19 protein-coding genes and 1 other annotated feature are annotated in these 18,917 nt (G+C 30.6%); of the genes, 16 read left to right on the top strand and 3 right to left on the bottom strand.

The features are described 5' to 3' along the window. Positions 1 to 31: 31 nt before the first annotated feature. From ACSYT2_RS14180 to ACSYT2_RS14155, 6 genes are all read left to right on the top strand, one after another. On the top strand, positions 32 to 1,954 hold the full coding sequence (locus ACSYT2_RS14180; RefSeq protein ID WP_430856801.1) for a PrkA family serine protein kinase: 1,923 nt from the start codon (positions 32 to 34) through the stop codon (positions 1,952 to 1,954). Between the two features lie 6 nt (positions 1,955 to 1,960). Then, the gene (gene yhbH, locus ACSYT2_RS14175; RefSeq protein ID WP_430856800.1) at positions 1,961 to 3,133 is read left to right on the top strand and encodes a sporulation protein YhbH; all 1,173 of its coding nucleotides are present in this window, start codon (positions 1,961 to 1,963) and stop codon (positions 3,131 to 3,133) included. Positions 3,134 to 3,135: 2 nt separating this feature from the next. Beyond that, positions 3,136 to 4,521, top strand: coding sequence for a SpoVR family protein (locus ACSYT2_RS14170; protein ID WP_430856799.1), 1,386 nt, complete (start codon positions 3,136 to 3,138; stop codon positions 4,519 to 4,521). Positions 4,522 to 4,568: 47 nt separating this feature from the next. Then, positions 4,569 to 5,105, top strand: coding sequence for a rubrerythrin family protein (locus tag ACSYT2_RS14165; protein ID WP_430856798.1), 537 nt, complete (start codon positions 4,569 to 4,571; stop codon positions 5,103 to 5,105). A gap of 18 nt (positions 5,106 to 5,123) precedes the next feature. Beyond that, on the top strand, positions 5,124 to 5,414 hold the full coding sequence (locus ACSYT2_RS14160) for a hypothetical protein (RefSeq protein WP_430856797.1): 291 nt from the start codon (positions 5,124 to 5,126) through the stop codon (positions 5,412 to 5,414). 137 nt (positions 5,415 to 5,551) lie between these two features. Further along, on the top strand, positions 5,552 to 5,911 hold the full coding sequence (locus ACSYT2_RS14155) for a hypothetical protein (RefSeq protein ID WP_430856795.1): 360 nt from the start codon (positions 5,552 to 5,554) through the stop codon (positions 5,909 to 5,911). A 44-nt stretch (positions 5,912 to 5,955) separates the two neighbouring features. On the opposite strand, the gene ACSYT2_RS14150 is transcribed toward ACSYT2_RS14155, so the two are convergent. Then, positions 5,956 to 6,477: a CDP-alcohol phosphatidyltransferase family protein gene (locus tag ACSYT2_RS14150; protein ID WP_430856794.1), complete on the bottom strand. Its 522-nt coding sequence runs from the start codon at positions 6,475 to 6,477 to the stop codon at positions 5,956 to 5,958. Positions 6,478 to 6,683: 206 nt separating this feature from the next. On the opposite strand from ACSYT2_RS14150, the gene ACSYT2_RS14145 reads away from it, so the two are divergent. Together ACSYT2_RS14145 and ACSYT2_RS14140 are read left to right on the top strand one after the other, a co-directional pair. Next, on the top strand, positions 6,684 to 7,562 hold the full coding sequence (locus tag ACSYT2_RS14145) for a YegS/Rv2252/BmrU family lipid kinase (RefSeq protein ID WP_430856793.1): 879 nt from the start codon (positions 6,684 to 6,686) through the stop codon (positions 7,560 to 7,562). 109 nt (positions 7,563 to 7,671) lie between these two features. After that, positions 7,672 to 8,262: a hypothetical protein gene (locus tag ACSYT2_RS14140; RefSeq protein ID WP_438385058.1), complete on the top strand. Its 591-nt coding sequence runs from the start codon at positions 7,672 to 7,674 to the stop codon at positions 8,260 to 8,262. A 113-nt stretch (positions 8,263 to 8,375) separates the two neighbouring features. Here ACSYT2_RS14140 and ACSYT2_RS14135 read toward each other — a convergent pair whose 3' ends face one another. Beyond that, positions 8,376 to 10,328, bottom strand: coding sequence for a YgiQ family radical SAM protein (locus ACSYT2_RS14135; RefSeq protein ID WP_438385057.1), 1,953 nt, complete (start codon positions 10,326 to 10,328; stop codon positions 8,376 to 8,378). Positions 10,329 to 10,665: 337 nt separating this feature from the next. On the opposite strand from ACSYT2_RS14135, the gene ACSYT2_RS14130 reads away from it, so the two are divergent. The 7 genes from ACSYT2_RS14130 (at position 10,666) to ACSYT2_RS14100 (ending at position 17,765) form a co-directional block, all read left to right on the top strand. Beyond that, positions 10,666 to 11,928 carry a magnesium transporter MgtE N-terminal domain-containing protein gene (locus tag ACSYT2_RS14130; protein ID WP_438385056.1) on the top strand — a complete coding sequence of 421 codons (1,263 nt, stop codon included), beginning with the start codon at positions 10,666 to 10,668 and terminating at the stop codon, positions 11,926 to 11,928. 202 nt (positions 11,929 to 12,130) lie between these two features. Next, positions 12,131 to 12,362 (top strand) — a binding site (T-box leader). A 131-nt stretch (positions 12,363 to 12,493) separates the two neighbouring features. Further along, on the top strand, positions 12,494 to 13,396 hold the full coding sequence (gene cysK, locus ACSYT2_RS14125) for a cysteine synthase A (protein ID WP_430856789.1): 903 nt from the start codon (positions 12,494 to 12,496) through the stop codon (positions 13,394 to 13,396). A gap of 32 nt (positions 13,397 to 13,428) precedes the next feature. Continuing rightward, positions 13,429 to 14,013, top strand: coding sequence for a serine O-acetyltransferase EpsC (epsC, locus tag ACSYT2_RS14120; protein ID WP_430856788.1), 585 nt, complete (start codon positions 13,429 to 13,431; stop codon positions 14,011 to 14,013). Between the two features lie 3 nt (positions 14,014 to 14,016). Then, on the top strand, positions 14,017 to 14,997 hold the full coding sequence (queG, locus tag ACSYT2_RS14115) for a tRNA epoxyqueuosine(34) reductase QueG (RefSeq protein ID WP_430856787.1): 981 nt from the start codon (positions 14,017 to 14,019) through the stop codon (positions 14,995 to 14,997). Between the two features lie 58 nt (positions 14,998 to 15,055). After that, positions 15,056 to 15,760 carry a lysophospholipid acyltransferase family protein gene (locus ACSYT2_RS14110; protein ID WP_430856786.1) on the top strand — a complete coding sequence of 235 codons (705 nt, stop codon included), beginning with the start codon at positions 15,056 to 15,058 and terminating at the stop codon, positions 15,758 to 15,760. Beyond that, entirely contained in the window at positions 15,760 to 16,413 is a 654-nt protein-coding gene (gene nth / locus ACSYT2_RS14105) for an endonuclease III (RefSeq protein WP_430856785.1), read from the top strand. Before ACSYT2_RS14110 ends, nth begins: the two co-directional genes overlap by 1 nt. A 446-nt stretch (positions 16,414 to 16,859) precedes the next feature. Beyond that, entirely contained in the window at positions 16,860 to 17,765 is a 906-nt protein-coding gene (locus tag ACSYT2_RS14100) for a D-alanine--D-alanine ligase (RefSeq protein WP_438385055.1), read from the top strand. Positions 17,766 to 17,874: 109 nt separating this feature from the next. Here ACSYT2_RS14100 and ACSYT2_RS14095 read toward each other — a convergent pair whose 3' ends face one another. Further along, complete coding sequence (locus tag ACSYT2_RS14095; protein ID WP_438385054.1) at positions 17,875 to 18,078, bottom strand: hypothetical protein; 204 nt, start codon at positions 18,076 to 18,078, stop codon at positions 17,875 to 17,877. Positions 18,079 to 18,230: 152 nt separating this feature from the next. Between ACSYT2_RS14095 and ACSYT2_RS14090 the strand changes: the two genes are divergently transcribed. Continuing rightward, positions 18,231 to 18,836 (top strand): NUDIX hydrolase, encoded by a 606-nt coding sequence (locus ACSYT2_RS14090; protein WP_430856782.1) that lies wholly within the window; start codon positions 18,231 to 18,233, stop codon positions 18,834 to 18,836. Positions 18,837 to 18,917: the final 81 nt, after the last annotated feature.

The raw sequence follows: 18,917 nt of genomic DNA, 5'->3' as shown, positions 1-18,917 counted from the left end.
AATATATTTTAAGTAAAAGGAGGGAGTATATATGAACTTCAAGGAATTTATAGAAAATGATAGAGAGAATAGAAATAAGGAGAAGTTTGAGGGTACTTTTTTAGAGTATTTAGAAATCGTAAAGCAAAACCCAGATGTAGTAAAACTAGCTCATAAGAGAATGCACGATATGATTTTAAGTAAGGGTGTAGAAATATTAAGAGCAGAGGATAATCCTAGAGTAAGAAAGATATATGGAAATGATGCAATAAGAAAGTATGGATTTTTCAAAAATGACTTTTATGGAATTGACAAGGTAGTTATGAAGCTTGTTAATTATTTTAACTCAGCAGCTATGAAAGGTGAAGAAGCTAGGCAAGTATTATATCTTGTAGGTCCTGTTGGTGCAGGTAAATCATCTTTAGTTGAAAGCTTAAAGAAGGCTTTACAAGGATGTGAAGCTATTTATTCAATTAAGGGATGTCCTATGCATGAAGAGCCATTACATCTTATACCTAAACATTTAAGACCTCAGTTTGAAGAATTATTAGGTGTTCAAATTGAAGGGGACCTTTGTCCAGTATGTAGATATAAACTTACTCATGATTATGAGGGGAAATATGAAGAATTCCCAGTAGAGAAAAAGACATTCTCAATTAGATCTAGAAAAGGTATAGGGGTAGTACCTCCTGTTGACCCTAATAATCAGGATACATCAATACTAACTGGATCAATTGATATTTCAAAGATGGATATGTATTCAGAGGATGATCCAAGAATATTCTCACTTAATGGAGCATTCAATGTAGGTAATAGAGGTTTAGTTGAATTTATAGAGGTATTCAAAAATGATGTTGAATATCTTCATACAATTATAACAGCAACTCAAGAGAAATCAGTTCCATCTCCAGGTAAGGGATCTATGATTTACTTTGATGGAGTAATAGTTGCCCACTCAAATGAGGCAGAATGGAATAAGTTTAAATCAGATCATACAAATGAAGCTATTCTAGATAGAATAGTTAAAATTGAGGTTCCATACTGCTTAGAACTTGATGAAGAAAAGAAAATTTATGAAAAGATAATTAATAGAAGTAATTTTAAAGCACATATAGCACCACATACAATAGAAGTTGCTGCTATGTTTGCAATTCTATCAAGATTAACACCTTCAGCTAAAGTTGACCCTATGACTAAGTTGAAAATTTATAATGGGGATGAAATAGTTGAAAAGGGCACTACAAAGAGATTAGATATTATGGAGCTTAGAGAGGAATCTGGAAGTTATGAAGGTATGAAGGGTATCTCTACAAGATTCATAATTAAAGCTATAGATAATGCTTTATCAAATTCTGAATATGATTGTATTAATCCATTAAGCATAATGGAAAGTATTATTAGATCCATTAAGGAAATGGATATTGGAGCAGAGGATAAGAAGAAATATCTTGGATTTATTCAAGATACTATTAGAAAAGAATATAATAAGATTCTTGAAAAGGAAATTACAAAGGCATTTATTCATTCATTTAGAGAACAAGCTGAAAGTTTATTTAATAATTATATTGATAATGCAGAGGCATTTGTTAATAAGTGTAAGATTAAAGATAGCTCAACTGGTGAGGAATTAAATCCAGATGAGGAATTCATGAGAAATATAGAAGAGCAAATTGGTGTTTCTGAATCTTCAAGTAAGGGATTTAGAGCTGATGTTACATCTTATATGTTCTATTTAGTTAGAAATGGCGGAAAGATAGACTATACATCTTATGAACCAATAAAGGAAGCTATTGAAAAGAAGTTAATTACATCTGTTAAGGATCTTTCTAGAATAATAACTAAGTCTAGGGTTCGCGATAAAGAACAAACTGAAAAATATAATGCTATGGTTGATGAGATGAAAAATCAAGGATACTGCTTACATTGCTGTGATGTTATTCTAAAATATGCCGCAAATAATTTGTGGAAGGATTGATATTAAATGGCCATCTTTAGGGATAATAGTGAAAATCAAGTAGATCACGATAGATCCATTGAAGATAGAAGAAGGCATAGGCAGTTAGTAGAGAAATCTATTAAAGAAAACTTAGGAGACATTTTATCAGAAGAAAGCATTATTGGTGAAGGTAAGAATAAGAAGTTTAAAATTCCTATTAGGGGAATTAAAGAATATCAGTTTGTTTATGGTAAGAACTCTAAGGGAGTTGCAACAGGAACAGGAGAAGAAAAGAGGGGAGATAAGATAAGCTCTGGAAGTCCTCAAAGTGGAAATGGAAAAGGCGGAGCAGGTAATAGAGAGGGAGAAGACATATATGAAACGGAGATTACATTAGAGGAACTCTTGGACTATATTACTGAAGATTTAGATCTTCCTAACTTAGATAGAAAAAAGTATTCGGAAATTGTAACTGAAAGTGCTGGTAAGAAACAAGGATATCAAAGATATGGAATAAATCCAAGACTAGCAAAAAAGAAAACAGTAATGTCCAAGATTGCAAGAAAGCAAGGAAAGAAAAGGGCCTTACTTGAAGAAGGTGTAGATGAGGGATTAGAGAGGTTCCCATTTAGAGAAGAGGATTTAAGATACTATAGAGTAAAACAAAAACCAAAGAGGGAAAGTAATGCAGTTATGATATTTATTATGGATGTATCTGGTTCAATGGATAGTTCTAAGAAATATCTAGCAAGGTCATTTTTCTTTGTTTTATCAAAGTTCCTAAGAAGAAAGTATAATAACATTGCTTTTGAATTTATATCTCATACTACAGTATCTAAAAAAGTTGATGAGTATGAATTTTTCCATAAAGCGGAATCAGGTGGTACCTATATTTCTAGTGGATTAAATCTAGCCTTAGACTTAATAAAGGAAAGTTATCCACCGGAAATGTGGAATATTTATCCTGTTTATGCTTCAGATGGGGATAATTGGACAGAAGACAATGAAAGAGCAATGAAAGCAGTAAATGAATTATGTGATGTAAGTAATATGTTTGGATATGCTGAATTATTACCATCAACTTATTCAACTACTATGTTCTATAGATTTAATAAAGAGATTAAAGCAGATAATTTTATACCAGTTATAGTTAAGGAGAAAAAAGACTTGTGGGAAGCATTGAAAATAATGCTTAGCAAGGAGATGAAGGAGGAGTAAAGGTGGATTATAATTTAAGTGATTTACAAGATTGGAACAAAAAAATAGAAGCAAAGGCTATTGAGCTTGGTTTAGACTTTTACCCTCAAGAGTATGAAATAATAGGATTTAATGAAATGTTAGGATATGAGGCATACGTTGGTATGCCTTCAAAATATCCTCATTGGAGTTATGGTAAGGCATATGAAAAAAATAAAACCTTATATTCATTAAATCTAACTGGATTACCATATGAGATGGTTATAAATTCAGATCCTTGTTTAGCCTATTTAATGAGAGAAAACACGTTGCTTTTGCAAATTCTGACTATGGCCCATGTATATGGCCATAATGATTTCTTTAAAAATAATAGATTATTTAAAGAAGGAACAAGAGCTAAATATACACTTGAAATGTTTAAGTTAGATGGAGAAATTATAAGAGAATATATTAATTCTCCAAGTATTGGATATGAAAAGGTAGAGAGAGTATTAGATGCTGCTCATGCAGTTAGATATAATATATCTCGTGTAGTTGGTAGAAAAGAAAAGACTGATGCAGAGATAAAAAAGGGTTTAATAGAAGATTATAAAAAAGCTATTGAGGATAAAGGTATATTAGATGTGGATAAAAAAATAGAACCACCTAATTTAGATAAGATTCCTTTAGAGCCTTATGATGATGTAGTTGAGTTTATAATAGAGTATGGAAATCTACAAGAATGGGAAAAAAACATTCTCAAAATAGTTAAAAGAGAAACAGAGTATTTTATACCTCAAATAGAAACTAAAATAATGAATGAGGGTTGGGCTAGTTATTGGCATTATAATATTCTTAAAGAGTTACATCTTAAGGAAGGTCTTCATTTTGAGTTTTTAAAGAGGCATAATGATGTTGTAGCACCAATGGTTGGAGGATTAAATCCTTATTATATAGGTTTTAAGATATTTGAAGATTTAGAGAAGAAGTATGGTAGAGATAAGATATTTGAGGTTAGATCTTTAGATAGGGATGCTTCATTTATTAGGAGATACCTTACAAGAGAGTTATGTGAAGAGTTAAATTTATTCCAATACGGAAAAAGAAGCTTTGACTTTGTGATAGAAGAAGTATCTGATGAAATAGGATGGGAAGAGATTAGGGACAATTTATCTTTTACTTGTGGAATAGGATCAATTCCTTATATCAGAGTAATAGATTTAAATAAAAAGGATAATACCCTTACATTAGAGCATATATACGACGGAAGAGAATTAGAATTAGTATATGCAAAGGAAACTCTTAAGTATATTCAAGCATTATGGGGACATAAAGTTAGGATGATAACTAAGTCTAAGGATGGCAAAGAGTTTGCAATTAATTGTGATGATGAAGGTAAAATTACTGTAACAGATAGTAACAAAAGTTAGTATTTCTGAATATTTTATAGATGAGAAGTAATACTTAGGAGAACATGATGGATATTAAGGGCAGTAAGACAGAAAAAAACCTTTATAAAACATTTGCAGGAGAATCAAGAGCTAATACAAAATATACTCTATATGCAGAAAAAGCAAGATGTGATGGGTATAGATGGGTAGGAGAAATATTTGATGAAACTGCAGGTAATGAAAGGGCTCATGCAAGAGAAGCATTTAGTAGATTTCTAAAGAAAATTAATGGAACGGAAGAAAATCTAATAGATGCAGCAATGGGGGAAGCAGAGGAAAGTAAAAAAATATATAAAGAGTTTGAAGAAATAGCTAGAAAAGAAGGTTTTGTAGAAATAGCTGATTTTTATAAAGAATTGCAAGAAGTTGAGGAAAGTCACGGAAAACGCTTTATAAAACTAGCAGACAAGATAAAAAATGATAGAATTTTTAAATCATTGGATACAATGTTGTGGCAGTGTATGAATTGTGGATATATACATGAAGGTAAAGAAGCACCAATATATTGTCCTCTATGTAAGTATCCAAGAGATTATTTCAAACCTTATTGCCAGGTTAATTAATTACTAGGGAGGATAGTTATGTATTATCAATTTCCAGAGGAATACTTCTTCCCAGTAGTTAAAAAAGATGATTTAGACTTTTTAGATGCTGGATATAGACAAGAAGAAGTAGTAGAAGGTCCTAATAGTATAACAGTAAATGAAGATGAAGTTCAGGGAAATGAAGAGAATATTGAAATAAATGAATTTACAGAGGATGAGGATACTAGATTAGTTGAATCAGAAAAGGATGAAGAAGTATTTGAAGAAGTAGATGAAGAATATGTTGAAGCAGAAGTTGAACAACATATAACCAGTGATTTGATTTAATATAGGGTGGATATATTCATAAGACTATTAGAGGATATAGTCTTTCATGAAGTATCCACCCTACTTAATATCTTCGTTCATACTTTTTACTTTTATAAATATACTATTATATATAAATAATTTTGAGGGATGTTTAAATGGGATATAACAAGGTTATACATGGTCATTATGAAGATTTAAATAACTTGAGTAATTTACTTAGAAACTACATAGAGATTTATAGGTTATTAATTAGTAGTACTGCTGAATTAAATTCAACTTCTATTGTGAAAAAAGGAGAACTTAAACATGCTCTAGAAAGGATAGATAGTGTAGGTGACACAATTGATGATCTACTGAGGGCTATTAAAAAATGTGAAGGCTCTTATATAAAATATTGCTTTATTAAGAATGAAGTCATTCAAGCGAATACGGTAAAAGAGAGTATTTTAACAGAAATACATAATGAATTAGACTATCATAATGATAGAGAAGAAGAGGAAGAGGAGGATGAATAATTAAGTGAAAAAGAGACGAACTCAATGAGTTCGTCTCTTTTTGTTTAAAGCTTTTTAAGATGAATTGTACTTACCATCAAATAAGAGCCTAATATCATCAATACTACAGCAACTAATAGAGGAATCTTAGTGTATACTGCAATTATTGCAAATAATCCCAAGAAACATCCAGTAATTGTAATTGGTACTCCGGTGAAAACACCATCAAAAGTTGATGTATTATATCTTGCTAATCTAAATGCTCCACAAATTGGGAAAGTAATTAATAGTATAATTCCGAATAATCCTTTTGGACCAAATCCATTTAGGCCAAAAAGAAGATATATTAATATTGAAGGTGACACCCCAAATGATACTAAATCAGCTAAAGAATCTAACTCCTTACCAAGTTCACTTGAAACTTGAAGATATCTAGCGATTCTTCCGTCATATCTATCGACTAAACCAGCTATAAGTATGAAAATACCAGCTAAAACATATTCTTTATTAAATGTTGAAAGTAGCGAAAATATACCACATGACAAATTTATAAAAGTAAATATGTTAGGAATACAGCTTTTTCTCATATAATCACTCCTAAAAATACTTTTGACTTACAATGAATAATTATAGCACAGAAATTAGTATAATATAAGGGTGAAATTTTATTTAAGATAATCTTAATGTAAAATTTATTAAACCTTAAATTTTTATTAATAGAGGCATAGTTCCTCGACAATATTTGGAATTGGTGATATAATCCTTTTTAGTACTAATAGAGCGGAGGTATACTATGAAAAAGGTTAGGTTCATATATAACCCATATTCAGGTGAGAATGCTATATTACATGAACTAGACGAAGTAATGAGATTACATCAAGAAAAAGGCTATCAGATTGTACCATATAGAATACAAAGGGACACTAATATATCTGAAGCATTAGATATTATAGATAAAGATTACAAGTATATATTGATTGCAGGTGGAGATGGAACAGTAGATTCAGTAGTTAATGCAATGATGGATAGAGGTATAGATATTCCAATAGCTATTCTTCCAGTAGGAACAGCTAATGACTTTGGTAAGTTTATAGAGATGCCTCATAATATAAAGGATGCTTGTAAGAGAATTTTATCAACAAAGCCAAAAGCTGTTGATATTGGGAAAATAAATGATAAGTACTTTATCAATGTAGCAAGCTCAGGATTATTTACAGATGTTTCACAAAAAACGGATGTAAATTTGAAAAATACTATTGGAAAATTAGCTTATTATTTAAAGGGATTAGAAGAGCTCCCTAACTTCAGGAAATTAAATGTAAAGCTAAAATCAAAAGAGATAAACTACGATGGGCAAATGTATCTAATATTAGTTTTTAATGGTCAGACTGCTGGTAACTTTAAATTAGCTAATAGGGCTGATGTTATGGATGGTTATTTAGATGTCATAATGATAAAAGCAGTACAAGTATTTGAAATTCTTCCTTTATTTATAAAGATATTAAGGGGAGAACACTTAGATTCAGATAAAGTAATTTACTTTAAAACTGATGATATAGTTATTGAATCAGATGAAGATATTGTAACTGATATAGATGGAGAAAAAGGTCCAGATTTTCCCCTTCATATAAAATGTATAAAGGGTGGAATAAAAGTTTTAGGTATAAAATAGAATAGACAATAATAATTATAAGTAACAGTAGAGTATGTTGGGAGTGTTTGGAGTGAATCTAGCCTATTATATTTTTTTGTTACTTATTATTTTTTTGCTTATTTTTCTAATGAAAAAAAATCAGAAACTATCACCTAAAAAGATAAAGGTATATATGAGTATAGTAATATCGTTATTCCTATTAAGATACATAGCCCTGTTTGTATTATGTATAGTTAAGAGTGGTAGATTTGTATATTTATTTAAGCCTATATTATTTTTAAATCAGTTGGCGATTCCATTAATGGTTCTAGCATTAGCTTATGTTTATTTAAGGTGGGATAAGCTAAATTTTAGTATAAATTATGTGATTGCAGCATTTTTAAGTGTAGCATATATTTTTAGTATGTTTTTTATAAAAGGCAAAATAGTATTCAATTCGAACTATGGATATTTAATAAGTATAAAAGAAGAAACAATATTTTATTTAGTATCTTTAGTATTGGTAGGGTCATTACTAGTATTCTGTGTGTATTTTGTTGATAAGCCTAATAACAATAAATGGGGAATGATTTATTTAATAATAGCATTAGTATTTGTTATTATAGAGAATATTTTATATTTAGGAGGAATTAGATTATTTCCATATCCAATATTAGGAGATGGAATATTTATCTTCATTATGAATCTTGCCGTAAATACATTTAAAAAAAGATTTTAAGGATGGATTAGATAATAAGAAAAGGATTTTCATAGTTAATATAAGCTTGTATTTCTTCGAAATAGCAGACTTAGAAACTAAGAAAATCCTTTTTATTTAAGTGATATTTAAAATTATTTACCTTTTCCTTTACCTCTAGAAGATTTGCTATGATTAGATTTTCTCTTATCATTAGAATTAGAAGTACTATTTTTAATATTTGAATTACCTTTAAATTTACCTTTATTATTACCTTGATATTTTTTCTTATTATCACCAAGTTTTGGTGGATTAGAAGGAATTAAACAATCCTTACCATTTCCTATTAAATCTTCTCTTCCAGCCTTAATAAGAGCCTTTTTAACTATTTCATAGTTCTTTGGAACAGCAAATTGAATTAAAGCCCTTTGCATATTCTTTTCTTCTTGAGTTTTAGGAGTATATACCTTTTCACCAGTTAATGGATTAAATCCAATGTGGTAAATCGTTGTAGATAAACTTCCAGGCGTTGGGTAGAAGTCTTGTACTTGTTCAGGTGTATATCCCATACTCTTTACATATTGTGCCAATTCAATGGCAGCATCTAAATCAGATCCTGGATGAGATGACATTAAATAAGGAACTAAGAATTGTTTCTTACCAAGTTTATTATTAATATCAAAATACTTATCTACAAACCTATCATAAACCTCTCTTGTAGGTTTACCCATTTGAGCTAACACTCTTGGAGTAACGTGTTCAGGAGCAACCTTTAATTGACCGCTTATATGATGTTCACATAATTCCTTAAAGAAAGTTGAATCTCTATCATGAATCATATAATCATATCTAAGTCCTGAACGAACAAAAACTTTCTTAACCCCATCAAGAGCTCTAACTTTTCTTAAAACAGAAAGATATTCTTTATGATCAATTATTAGATTCTTACAAGGCTTAGGGAACATACATTGCTTATGCTTACATGCTCCGTGATCAGCTTGGATTTTACAAGCCCTATGTCTAAAGTCAGCAGTTGGACCACCAACATCATGTATATAGCCTTTAAAGCCAGGTAAAGTTGTAAGAAGTTTTGCTTCATCTACAATAGAATCAGCATCTCTTGTTTGAATAATTCTTCCTTGGTGGAATGTCAATGCGCAGAAAGAACATGAACCATAACATCCTCTATGACTTGTAATTGAGAATTTAACTTCTTGTATAGCAGGGATTCCACCATCTGCTTCATATATAGGGTGATAAGTTCTCATAAAAGGTAAGTCATATGTTAGATCCATTTCTTCATTAGTAAGGGGTAATTGAGGTGGATTTTGCACTAGATATCTATCACCATGTTTTTGAATTATCCCCTTACCTCTGATAGGATCCTGTTCATAATATTCAATTTTATAAGCTTCATCGTAAGCAAATTTATCAGTTGATACTTCTTCAAATGAAGGTATATTAATATAATGGTTTAATCCATCAATATCTTTTGTTAAGTAACAAGTACCTTTAATGCTAGTCATATTTTGAATTTTACCACCATACTTAAACATTTCAGCTATTTGAATAATTGTTTTTTCTCCCATTCCATAGATTAGAAGGTCAGCTTTAGAGTCTGCTAAAATACTTCGTCTAACTTTATTATCCCAATAATCATAATGTGCAAATCTTCGTAAACTTGCTTCGATTCCACCAATAACTATAGGAATATCTTTGTATGCTTCTCTAATTCTATTACAATAAACAATAACAGCTCTATCAGGTCTATAGCCACCTTTACCACCAGGAGAGTAAAGATCATCATGTCTTTTCTTTTTAGCCGCAGTATAGTGATTAACCATTGAATCAATATTACCTGAATTAACTAGGAAACCATATTTAGGCTCACCTAATCTTTTGAAATCATTTGTATTTTGCCAATTTGGTTGAGCAATTACCCCAACTGTGAAACCTTGAGATTCTAAAGTTCTGCCGATAATAGCTGTACCAAAAGATGGGTGATCTACGTAGGCGTCACCTGTGACTATAATAAAGTCTAGTTGATCTATATTTTGCTTTTTTAAATCTTCTTTACAAATAGGTAAAAAATATTTAGCTAATTTCATCATGTTAACTCCAATTCATTAAAATTATTCAGAAAAGTTTTATTTTATATTAACACAGAGAATTTTACTAATCAAATGTCAAAAAGTTGTTTACTTTTTGACTTCATATAATATAATAATTATATAAAGAACAAGAAGATTATTAGGCTGGCTATAGAGTCAGCCATTTTTAAGGTGTTAATTAAAATTGTTTTTAAATAAAGGTGGTGTAAATAATGGAGGCTGGACCTCAGAAACCAGAAGAACCAAAACTGAATAATAATCTTTCAAGAGGAAACCATACATTATTTATTCTTTAAAAATAGTTTCCTCTTAGAAGAATGAGGAGGAAGCATATATGAATAGACTATCAGTATTTCTATATACTCAAATTTTAGGGAAGAAGATACTAGATGAATTTGGTGATGCACTAGGCGAACTTAAAGATGTATATGTAACTACAGATGAAGGATATCCAAGAGTTATTGGATATAAACTTAGGAAAGACGGTGCTACATTTCACTATGAATTTAGAAATATTAGTATTTATGATGATAATGGGAAAATAGTAATTAAAACCATAGGAAGTAGAGAGATACTTCCTAGAACTTACACATATCTTTTGTCTCAACATCTACTAGACAAAAAAATTGTAGATATTAACGGTAAGAAGGTTGTAAGAGTTAATGACCTACGAATTGCAGAAATAACAGGTGAGTATAGGGTAGTAGCTGTGGAAACAGGTCCATTAGCTAGATTTAGAAGGGCAGGAATGGCTGGCTTTGGAAAGATGTTGTATAAGATAATTAGAAAAGATTACGAAGATAAGATATTAATGTGGGATGATGTTGAATCAGTTGAAATGGTTAATGATAATCTTCAACTATCTGATTCTTATAAAAAATTATCAGCATTACACCCAGCGGATCTTGCAGATATTTTGGAGGACTTGGATGAAAGTTCAAGAAAGCAATTATTCGAATCTTTAGATGAAGATTTAGCAGCAGATACATTCGAGGAGATTGAAGATGAATATAAGGGAAGTCTTATAAAAGAACTTTCAGAAACAAAAACAGCTGAGTTGCTTGAAAATATGGGTAATGATGAAATTGCAGACCTTTTAGATGAGCTAGATGAAGAAGAGAAAGAAAAAATATTAGTGAACTTAGAGAAAGATGATGCAGAAGAAGTTCAAGAACTTTTACAATATGAAGATGAATCAGTAGGTAGTATGATGTCAAAGGACTTTATATCTTTTGGATTAAATTTGACTGTAGAAGAAACAATAGATATTTTAAAGGAAATGCAACCAGATGAAGATGTTATGTATTATATTTATGTAACAGATGAAGAAGATAGGGTAAAAGGAATAGTGATATTAAGAGATTTATTACTTAGTAATGGAAGCGTGAAACTTGAAGAGATTATGGAAGATAATATAACAACTGTAAGACATGATGAGCCTATTGAAGAGGTTATAGAGCAGACTTCAAAATATGATCTTTTATCTACAGCAGTTGTTGACGAAAATGAAAGGCTAGTTGGTATAGTTCAGCTACATGATATAGTTGATGAAATACTTTATCCATTATGGAGAAAGAAAAATAGGAAAAAAGAATAGTTAATAGGGATAATTTAAGTAGGAGTATAATAATATAATTATTAGTACTATTATTATAATTATCCCTATTATTATAATAAGTCATAGTTAGCATAGTGGAAAAATAATTAAATTTACTAAATTTATTGAAAATCTGTTGACAATTTAAGGAGATGGAATATAATAAATATATAAAGATAATTCATACTAAACTACTCAGAATTTAAAAACTATGAAAAAGGAAAGTAACATTAATGAAGATTACAGAGAGAAGAGGATGTTGAGAACTTTTCATCAAGATTTTTTGTGAAGTGCCCTTTGGAGTTGAGGTCTGAAACTAAGTAAGGCTTTCCGGATTCACCCGTTATAGTGATAAGGTATTTAGAGTACCAGATTAAAGAGTGGGATTTTTAATCCAATTAGAGTGGAACCGCGAATGTTACTTCGTCTCTATAAGTTATATAGAGCCGGAGTTTTTTTTATCAAAAATATTAATAATGGATTGGGATAAAAGTCATGTTAAATAATTGATCGTATTTTTAGACTAATCAACAAAAAATAATAAAAATATTAAGGGGGATTATAAATGATTTATAATGATGTATTAGAGTTAGTAGGAAAGACACCAATATTAAAGGTGAGAAATTTAGTAGATGAGAATAGTGCAGAGGTATATGTAAAATTAGAAAAGTTCAATCCAGGTGGAAGTGTAAAAGATAGAGCAGCACTAGGAATGATAGAAAGAGCAGAAAAAGAAGGGATATTAAAAAAAGGAGATATAATAGTTGAGCCAACTAGTGGAAATACTGGAATAGCACTTGCTATGATTGGAAGTCTTAAAGGATACAAGGTTATAATAGTTATGCCTGAAACAATGAGTAAGGAAAGAAGAGATTTAATTAAAGCTTATGGTGCAGAACTTGTATTGACAGAAGGTAGTAAAGGAATGAAAGGTGCTATAGAAAAAGCATTAGAATATGGGGAAGGTTATTTTGTACCTCAACAATTTGAGAATATAGCAAACCCTGAAAAGCATTTTGAAACTACTGCTGAGGAGATACTTGAAGATATAAATGATTTAGATTACTTAGTAGCTGGAGTTGGAACTGGTGGATCAATTACAGGTATAGCAAAAAATCTTAAAAATAAGATACCAAATCTAAAATCAGTAGCAGTAGAACCATCATCATCACCAGTACTAAGTGGTGGTAAACCAGGACCACATAAGATTCAAGGAATAGGAGCAGGATTTGTACCTGGAAATTATGACGGAAGTGTGGTAGATGAAATAATTAAGGTAGAAGATGGAGAGGCATTTAAGACAGCTAAGGACTTTGCAGAAAAAGAGGGGGTTTTAGTTGGAATATCATCAGGAGCAGCAATATATGCAGCAATAGAATTAGCTAAAAAATTAGGTAAGGGTAAAAAAGTGCTAGCAATAGCTCCAGATGGTGGGGAAAAATATATTTCAATGGGATTATATGACTAAGAGTATTAAGTAATAAAAAGGAGTTGTAGGATTTGTTCAAAGACTTTAGATATGGACTGCAAAGGGTTGTTGATAATGACCCAGCAGCAAGAAGTAAAATTGAAGTATTTCTCTTATATCCATGTGTTCATGCACAAATTGCATATAGAATAGCACATTTTCTTTATGGTCATAAATGGTTCTTTCTAGCAAGATTAGTATCCCAGATAGCTAGATTATTTACAGGAATAGAAATCCACCCAGGAGCAAAAATTGGGAGAGGATTATGTATAGATCATGGCATGGGAGTAGTTATAGGTGAAACGGCAGAAATTGGTGACGATGTTTTAATTTATCATGGAGTAACACTTGGTGGTACAGGGAAAGATAAAGGAAAGAGACACCCAACAATAGGTAATAATGTTACAATAGGAGCGGGTGCTAAAGTATTAGGACCAATACTAGTATCAGATGGTGCAAAGATTGGTGCAAACTCAGTAGTTCTTAAAGATGTTCCAGCAGGAGCAACAGCAGTTGGAATTCCAGCTAAGAATATAGTCAGAACTTATGCGACTATTATAGAGATAAAAGATATAAGAGGAATGAAGAAAAAAATATACAATGACATGGTGATTTAATTTATGGATTTAAAAGAAGAAATTTTAGTCTACTGCTCTAAACTAGGGATAACTAATGTAGGATTAATAAAAAGCAGAAGATTTGATGAACTAAGAGATTTTTATGAGAATAGGAAAGCTTTAAATTTACAAAATGAATTTGAAGAGGATGATATAGAGAAAAGAATAAATCCGAATCATTATATGGAAGAGGGAAAGACTATAGTTTCTATAGCTTTCCCTTATCTCAGTGGTGAAGAATATAAAGAAAATGGATTTTCGGTTTATACTAGAGGATATGATTATCATAAGGTTGTCAGAGGATACTTAGATAAGATATGTGATTTTATAATAAGTAAAGGCGGAAAGGCATTAGCTTTTGTAGATAGTAATACTCTTCCTGAAAGATATATTGCTTATTTATCGGGAATTGGATTTATAGGGAAAAATAATATGCTTATAACTAAGGAATATGGCTCATATGTATTTTTAGGTGAAATAATTACTGACTTAGAAATATATGATGAAGATAAGGGAGATTTTAATTCTCTTATAGACTATAAAGAGTGTGGAGATTGCACTATTTGTTATGAGGAATGTCCAACAAAATCAATTAATAAGAATAGGAAAAATAGTAATATCTGCCTGTCATATTTAACTCAAAAAAAAGATTTAATGGATTGGGAAATGAAAGCATTAGATGGAAGGATATTCGGTTGTGATAGTTGTCAGAAGGAGTGTCCTTTCAATAAAGGAAGAAAATTATCTTCAATAGAATCATTTAAGCCACTTGAGTTTATGAATGATGATAATCTAGACTACATAATTAATATGGGAAATAGTGACTTTAAAGAGTCTTTGAAGAATACATCTTGCGGATGGAGAGGGAAGAATGTTCTTAAAAGAAATGCAATAATAAGAAAAGCCCTATATAAGAAAGAAAATATAGAAGATATTAAATCTGAATCTGACTACATTAAGAAGTATATAGATAGACTTTTATAATCAACTGGAATATAATATACATGGTTAAAATTTTATAAGAGGTAGGTGGAGAACAAATATGTTATCACCATTAATGACGAAAATACTTAAGGTATTACCAGAAAGCCTACTAGTGGCAGTTGCAAAAAAAATATCAAAAACTTATATAAAGAAATATGCTAGGTTACATATAGAAGGATTTGATGAATTAGATGAGGTAGAAGGGCCAATAATATTTATTTGTAATCATCTAAGTAACTCAGACGGACTTATTTTAAATGAATTATTAAAAGAAAAGTATGATCCATATTTTGTTGCGGGGGTTAAACTTACAGATGATCCAATAACAAATGCAGGAACAAAAATGGTTAAGAATATACCTGTTAAGCCTAATACAGCAGATAAGGAAGCTATAACAACTATGGTTAAGACGGTTAAGAGTGGTGAAAATCTTTTAATATTCCCAGAAGGTACTAGAAGTAGAACTGGTGCAATGATTGAAGGAAAAAAGGGTATACTATTATTAGCAAGATTGACTAAAGCAAAGATTATACCAATTGGTATGAGCGGAACGGACAAACTTCTTCCAATTGATGAATCAGGTAACATGGGGAGTGAAACTTGGCATGAGGCAGATGTATATGTTAAGTTTGGTAAACCAGTAGAAATCACAAAGAGAGAAAAAGAAGAAGAGAAGCATGCTTATGATGATAGATGCATGAATACATTAATGAAGTCAATTGCTGAATTGTTGCCAGAAAGCTATAGAGGAGTATATAAATAATGAAGCAAAAGACAAAGAAGATTTTAGATATTCTAAAGGAAACTTATCCAGATGCAAAATGTGAATTGAATCATGAAAGCCCATTTCAACTTTTAGTTGCTACTATTTTATCTGCTCAAACAACAGATAAGAAGGTTAATGAGGTTACAGAAACATTATTTAGAGATTATCCAGACTTAGAGGCATTCTTAACATTAAGTAATGAAGAACTTGAAAAAAGAATTAAACAAATAGGTCTTTATAGGAGTAAGGCAAAAAATCTTATAATGATGTGTAATCAATTAAAAGAAAACTTTAATGGAGAAGTTCCAGATACAATGGAAGAATTAACTTCACTAGCAGGAGCAGGAAGAAAAACAGCTAATGTTGTATTATCTAACGCTTTTGGTGTGCCATCAATTGCAGTGGACACTCATGTTTTTAGGGTGGCAAATTTGTTGGGACTAGCAGATTCTGAAAATGTATTAGAAGTTGAAAAGCAGCTTCAAAAGGAACTACCTAAAAGAGAATGGTCACTTGCTCATCATTTGCTAATATTCCATGGAAGAAGATGTTGTATAGCAAGAAGACCAAGGTGCGGAGAATGTCCATTAGCTGAATTATGTAAGTATAATAAAAAGGTTAATAAGAAAAAGGCAGTAAGAAAGTCTTAGAGGCTTTCTTACTTTTTTATTAAATAAATAAGAATCATAACTAAAATCATTGTCAAAATTTCACTTTTGATAGTATAATATAAGAAGTGATGAAAATGTTTAAATAGTAATTATCTTAATTTATATGATACCTCTTATAGTAGCACTTACATTTGATGTAGGTGCTACTGTTTTATCCCATAGCTACCATTGCAAGTACTTCTATCTTCTACAGGTAGGAGTTAACCACTGCTAGGGGCCAAGGAGGGGTTACCCTTGAGGGTATTAGTTCTTCTAAGCTTCAGATTGAGTGAGGTATTCATTTTAAGAAAACTCCATAGGAAGCTAAGAATAACTTTATCCAATGAAATCAATAGTAAGTAAATATACAAAATAATAATAGATAATGATATAATAAAAACGGTTTATATTTATTTAATAGTTAGTAACTAATTTGGAGGGATACTATGAAGGTCGGAGTAATTATGGGCGGAATTTCATCTGAAAGAGAAATTTCATTAAAAAGTGGGGAATCTATAGTTAAAAATATAGACAGAAATAAGTATGAAGTTATTCCTGTTGTAATAGATAAAAAGGAAGATATATTAAATAAAGTTCAGGGTATTGATTTTGCATTACTAGCATTACATGGGCAGTTTGGTGAAGATGGAACAGTTCAAGCAGTACTACAAACTTTGGGTATACCATATTCAGGTTGTGGTCCTTTAAGTAGTGCAGCTTGTATGGATAAGGATATGACTAAGAGTTTACTTAAGGCAGCTGGTATTAGAACGGCTCCTTGGATTAACCTTAGAGAAGGAGATAAAATAGATTACGAGAAAATAAATGAGTTAGGGTATCCAGTAGTTGTTAAGCCAACTCATGGAGGTTCAAGTGTTGCTACATTTATAGTTAAAGAGGAAAAAGATATAGAATACTCTGTTGCAGAGGCATTCAAGTGGGATAATGAGGTAATGATTGAGAAGTTCATTAAGGGCGATGAAATAACGTGTCCAATACTAGGTAATGAGATGTTCCCAGTAGTTGCAATAAAGCCAAATGCAGAATTTTTTGATTACACAGCTAAGTATCAAGATGGTGGAGCAGATGAGTTTGTAATAGAGCTTGAAGAAAAGCTTCATAAGGAAGTAGAAAAGATGGCATTAGAGACTTATCATGCTCTAAAATGTGCAGTGTATTCAAGAGTAGATATGATAATTACAGAAGAGGGTGTACCTTACATTCTTGAGGTTAATACATTACCAGGTATGACACAGGCAAGTTTATTCCCTAAGAGTGCAGCAGGTAAGAATATTGAATTTAGTGAATTGATAGATTTAATTATTCAAGGATCATTAAAAGAAAAAAGGTAGTTATAGAAGTTATTTATATTGATAAAATAAGAATTATGTAAGTTTAGGATGTGATAATTTACTAGTTATATGTCCTAGACTATATAATTCTTTTTTTATAAAAGCAAACTTAATCATTTTGGCTTTTATTTTTATGTTTTTCTAGATAAGAGTATAATAAGGCACCAAGTATTCCTAAGACGCCACCAGCAGAGAAAGTCAACTCGATATATCCTATTATAGATCCTAGAAAGGTACCAATACCAACACCAATAGCTATACCTTTTGATAAGTTTTCACATTCCTTATCACTTAGCATTAATTTATTAAACATTTGCCTTACCTCCTATCCCTTATATTAATTAGATAGCTTTGTATAGGAAAAAGTTTCAGTAAATATTAAATAATTTAAATGAAGTTTAGTATAATAGAATAATAAGGTCTGATAATATTTATATAAATAAATGTAAGAGAGTGATATGAGATATGAATATAGATAATATTAAAGATAGGATTAAGGAAATGTCTCCATATATTAATGGTTGGGAAAATATGAAAAGGGCATCTATAGTTATACCATTGGTAGAAAAAGGTGGGGAAGTATGTATATTATTTGAAGTCAGGGCGAAAAGGCTAAACAGCCAACCTGGTGATATATGTTTTCCGGGAGGTAAGATTGATAAAGGTGAGGTTCCTAAGGAGACAGCAATAAGAGAGTTTGAAGAAGAGCTAGGTACTAAAGATATAGAAATAGTAAATGAATTAGATTTATTAATTAGGCATGACGGTATGATAATTCATCCCTTTCTTGGTATAGTGAATGATATAAATAATATTAAAATAAGTGAAAGTGAAGTAGATCATATTTTTTATGTTCCATTAAATTATTTATTAAGTCATGATCCATTAGAGGTGGACAGTAAAATAAAGATAGAAAGATCTGATAACTTTCCCTATCACCTAATAGTTAATGGGGAAAATTATAAATTTAAAGATGGAACCTATAAGTCATTATTCTATAGATATGAAGATTATGTGATTTGGGGAATTACAGCTCAGATGTTACGGAATTTTATAAATATGATTAAGTAAAAGTGGTATATGCCACTTTTTTTACATTAAGAAATTATTAAGATGTTATCTACTTTTATATTAAGATGTGGATAGTAGAAT

Origin of the sequence: Clostridium zhoujianii, assembly GCF_051590805.1 — a bacterium.
GTDB lineage: Bacteria > Bacillota > Clostridia > Clostridiales > Clostridiaceae > Clostridium.
The sequence above is the reverse complement of the archived record's forward strand: the minus strand, read 5'-3'. Positions and strand labels throughout refer to the sequence as shown.

What these genes read in the sequence shown, in the direction of transcription:
- ACSYT2_RS14150 (WP_430856794.1), bottom strand. Translation starts at nt 6,477, where the DNA reads ATGAGAAAAAGCTGTATTCCTAACATATTTACTTTTATAAATTTGTCA.
- ACSYT2_RS14180 (WP_430856801.1), top strand. Translation starts at nt 32, where the DNA reads ATGAACTTCAAGGAATTTATAGAAAATGATAGAGAGAATAGAAATAAG.
- ACSYT2_RS14095 (WP_438385054.1), bottom strand. Translation starts at nt 18,078, where the DNA reads ATGTTTAATAAATTAATGCTAAGTGATAAGGAATGTGAAAACTTATCA.
- cysK (WP_430856789.1), top strand. Translation starts at nt 12,494, where the DNA reads ATGATTTATAATGATGTATTAGAGTTAGTAGGAAAGACACCAATATTA.
- yhbH (WP_430856800.1), top strand. Translation starts at nt 1,961, where the DNA reads ATGGCCATCTTTAGGGATAATAGTGAAAATCAAGTAGATCACGATAGA.
- ACSYT2_RS14165 (WP_430856798.1), top strand. Translation starts at nt 4,569, where the DNA reads ATGGATATTAAGGGCAGTAAGACAGAAAAAAACCTTTATAAAACATTT.
- ACSYT2_RS14130 (WP_438385056.1), top strand. Translation starts at nt 10,666, where the DNA reads ATGAATAGACTATCAGTATTTCTATATACTCAAATTTTAGGGAAGAAG.
- ACSYT2_RS14160 (WP_430856797.1), top strand. Translation starts at nt 5,124, where the DNA reads ATGTATTATCAATTTCCAGAGGAATACTTCTTCCCAGTAGTTAAAAAA.
- ACSYT2_RS14110 (WP_430856786.1), top strand. Translation starts at nt 15,056, where the DNA reads ATGTTATCACCATTAATGACGAAAATACTTAAGGTATTACCAGAAAGC.
- nth (WP_430856785.1), top strand. Translation starts at nt 15,760, where the DNA reads ATGAAGCAAAAGACAAAGAAGATTTTAGATATTCTAAAGGAAACTTAT.
- queG (WP_430856787.1), top strand. Translation starts at nt 14,017, where the DNA reads ATGGATTTAAAAGAAGAAATTTTAGTCTACTGCTCTAAACTAGGGATA.
- ACSYT2_RS14135 (WP_438385057.1), bottom strand. Translation starts at nt 10,328, where the DNA reads ATGAAATTAGCTAAATATTTTTTACCTATTTGTAAAGAAGATTTAAAA.
- ACSYT2_RS14155 (WP_430856795.1), top strand. Translation starts at nt 5,552, where the DNA reads ATGGGATATAACAAGGTTATACATGGTCATTATGAAGATTTAAATAAC.
- ACSYT2_RS14090 (WP_430856782.1), top strand. Translation starts at nt 18,231, where the DNA reads ATGAATATAGATAATATTAAAGATAGGATTAAGGAAATGTCTCCATAT.
- ACSYT2_RS14100 (WP_438385055.1), top strand. Translation starts at nt 16,860, where the DNA reads ATGAAGGTCGGAGTAATTATGGGCGGAATTTCATCTGAAAGAGAAATT.
- ACSYT2_RS14145 (WP_430856793.1), top strand. Translation starts at nt 6,684, where the DNA reads ATGAAAAAGGTTAGGTTCATATATAACCCATATTCAGGTGAGAATGCT.
- ACSYT2_RS14140 (WP_438385058.1), top strand. Translation starts at nt 7,672, where the DNA reads ATGAAAAAAAATCAGAAACTATCACCTAAAAAGATAAAGGTATATATG.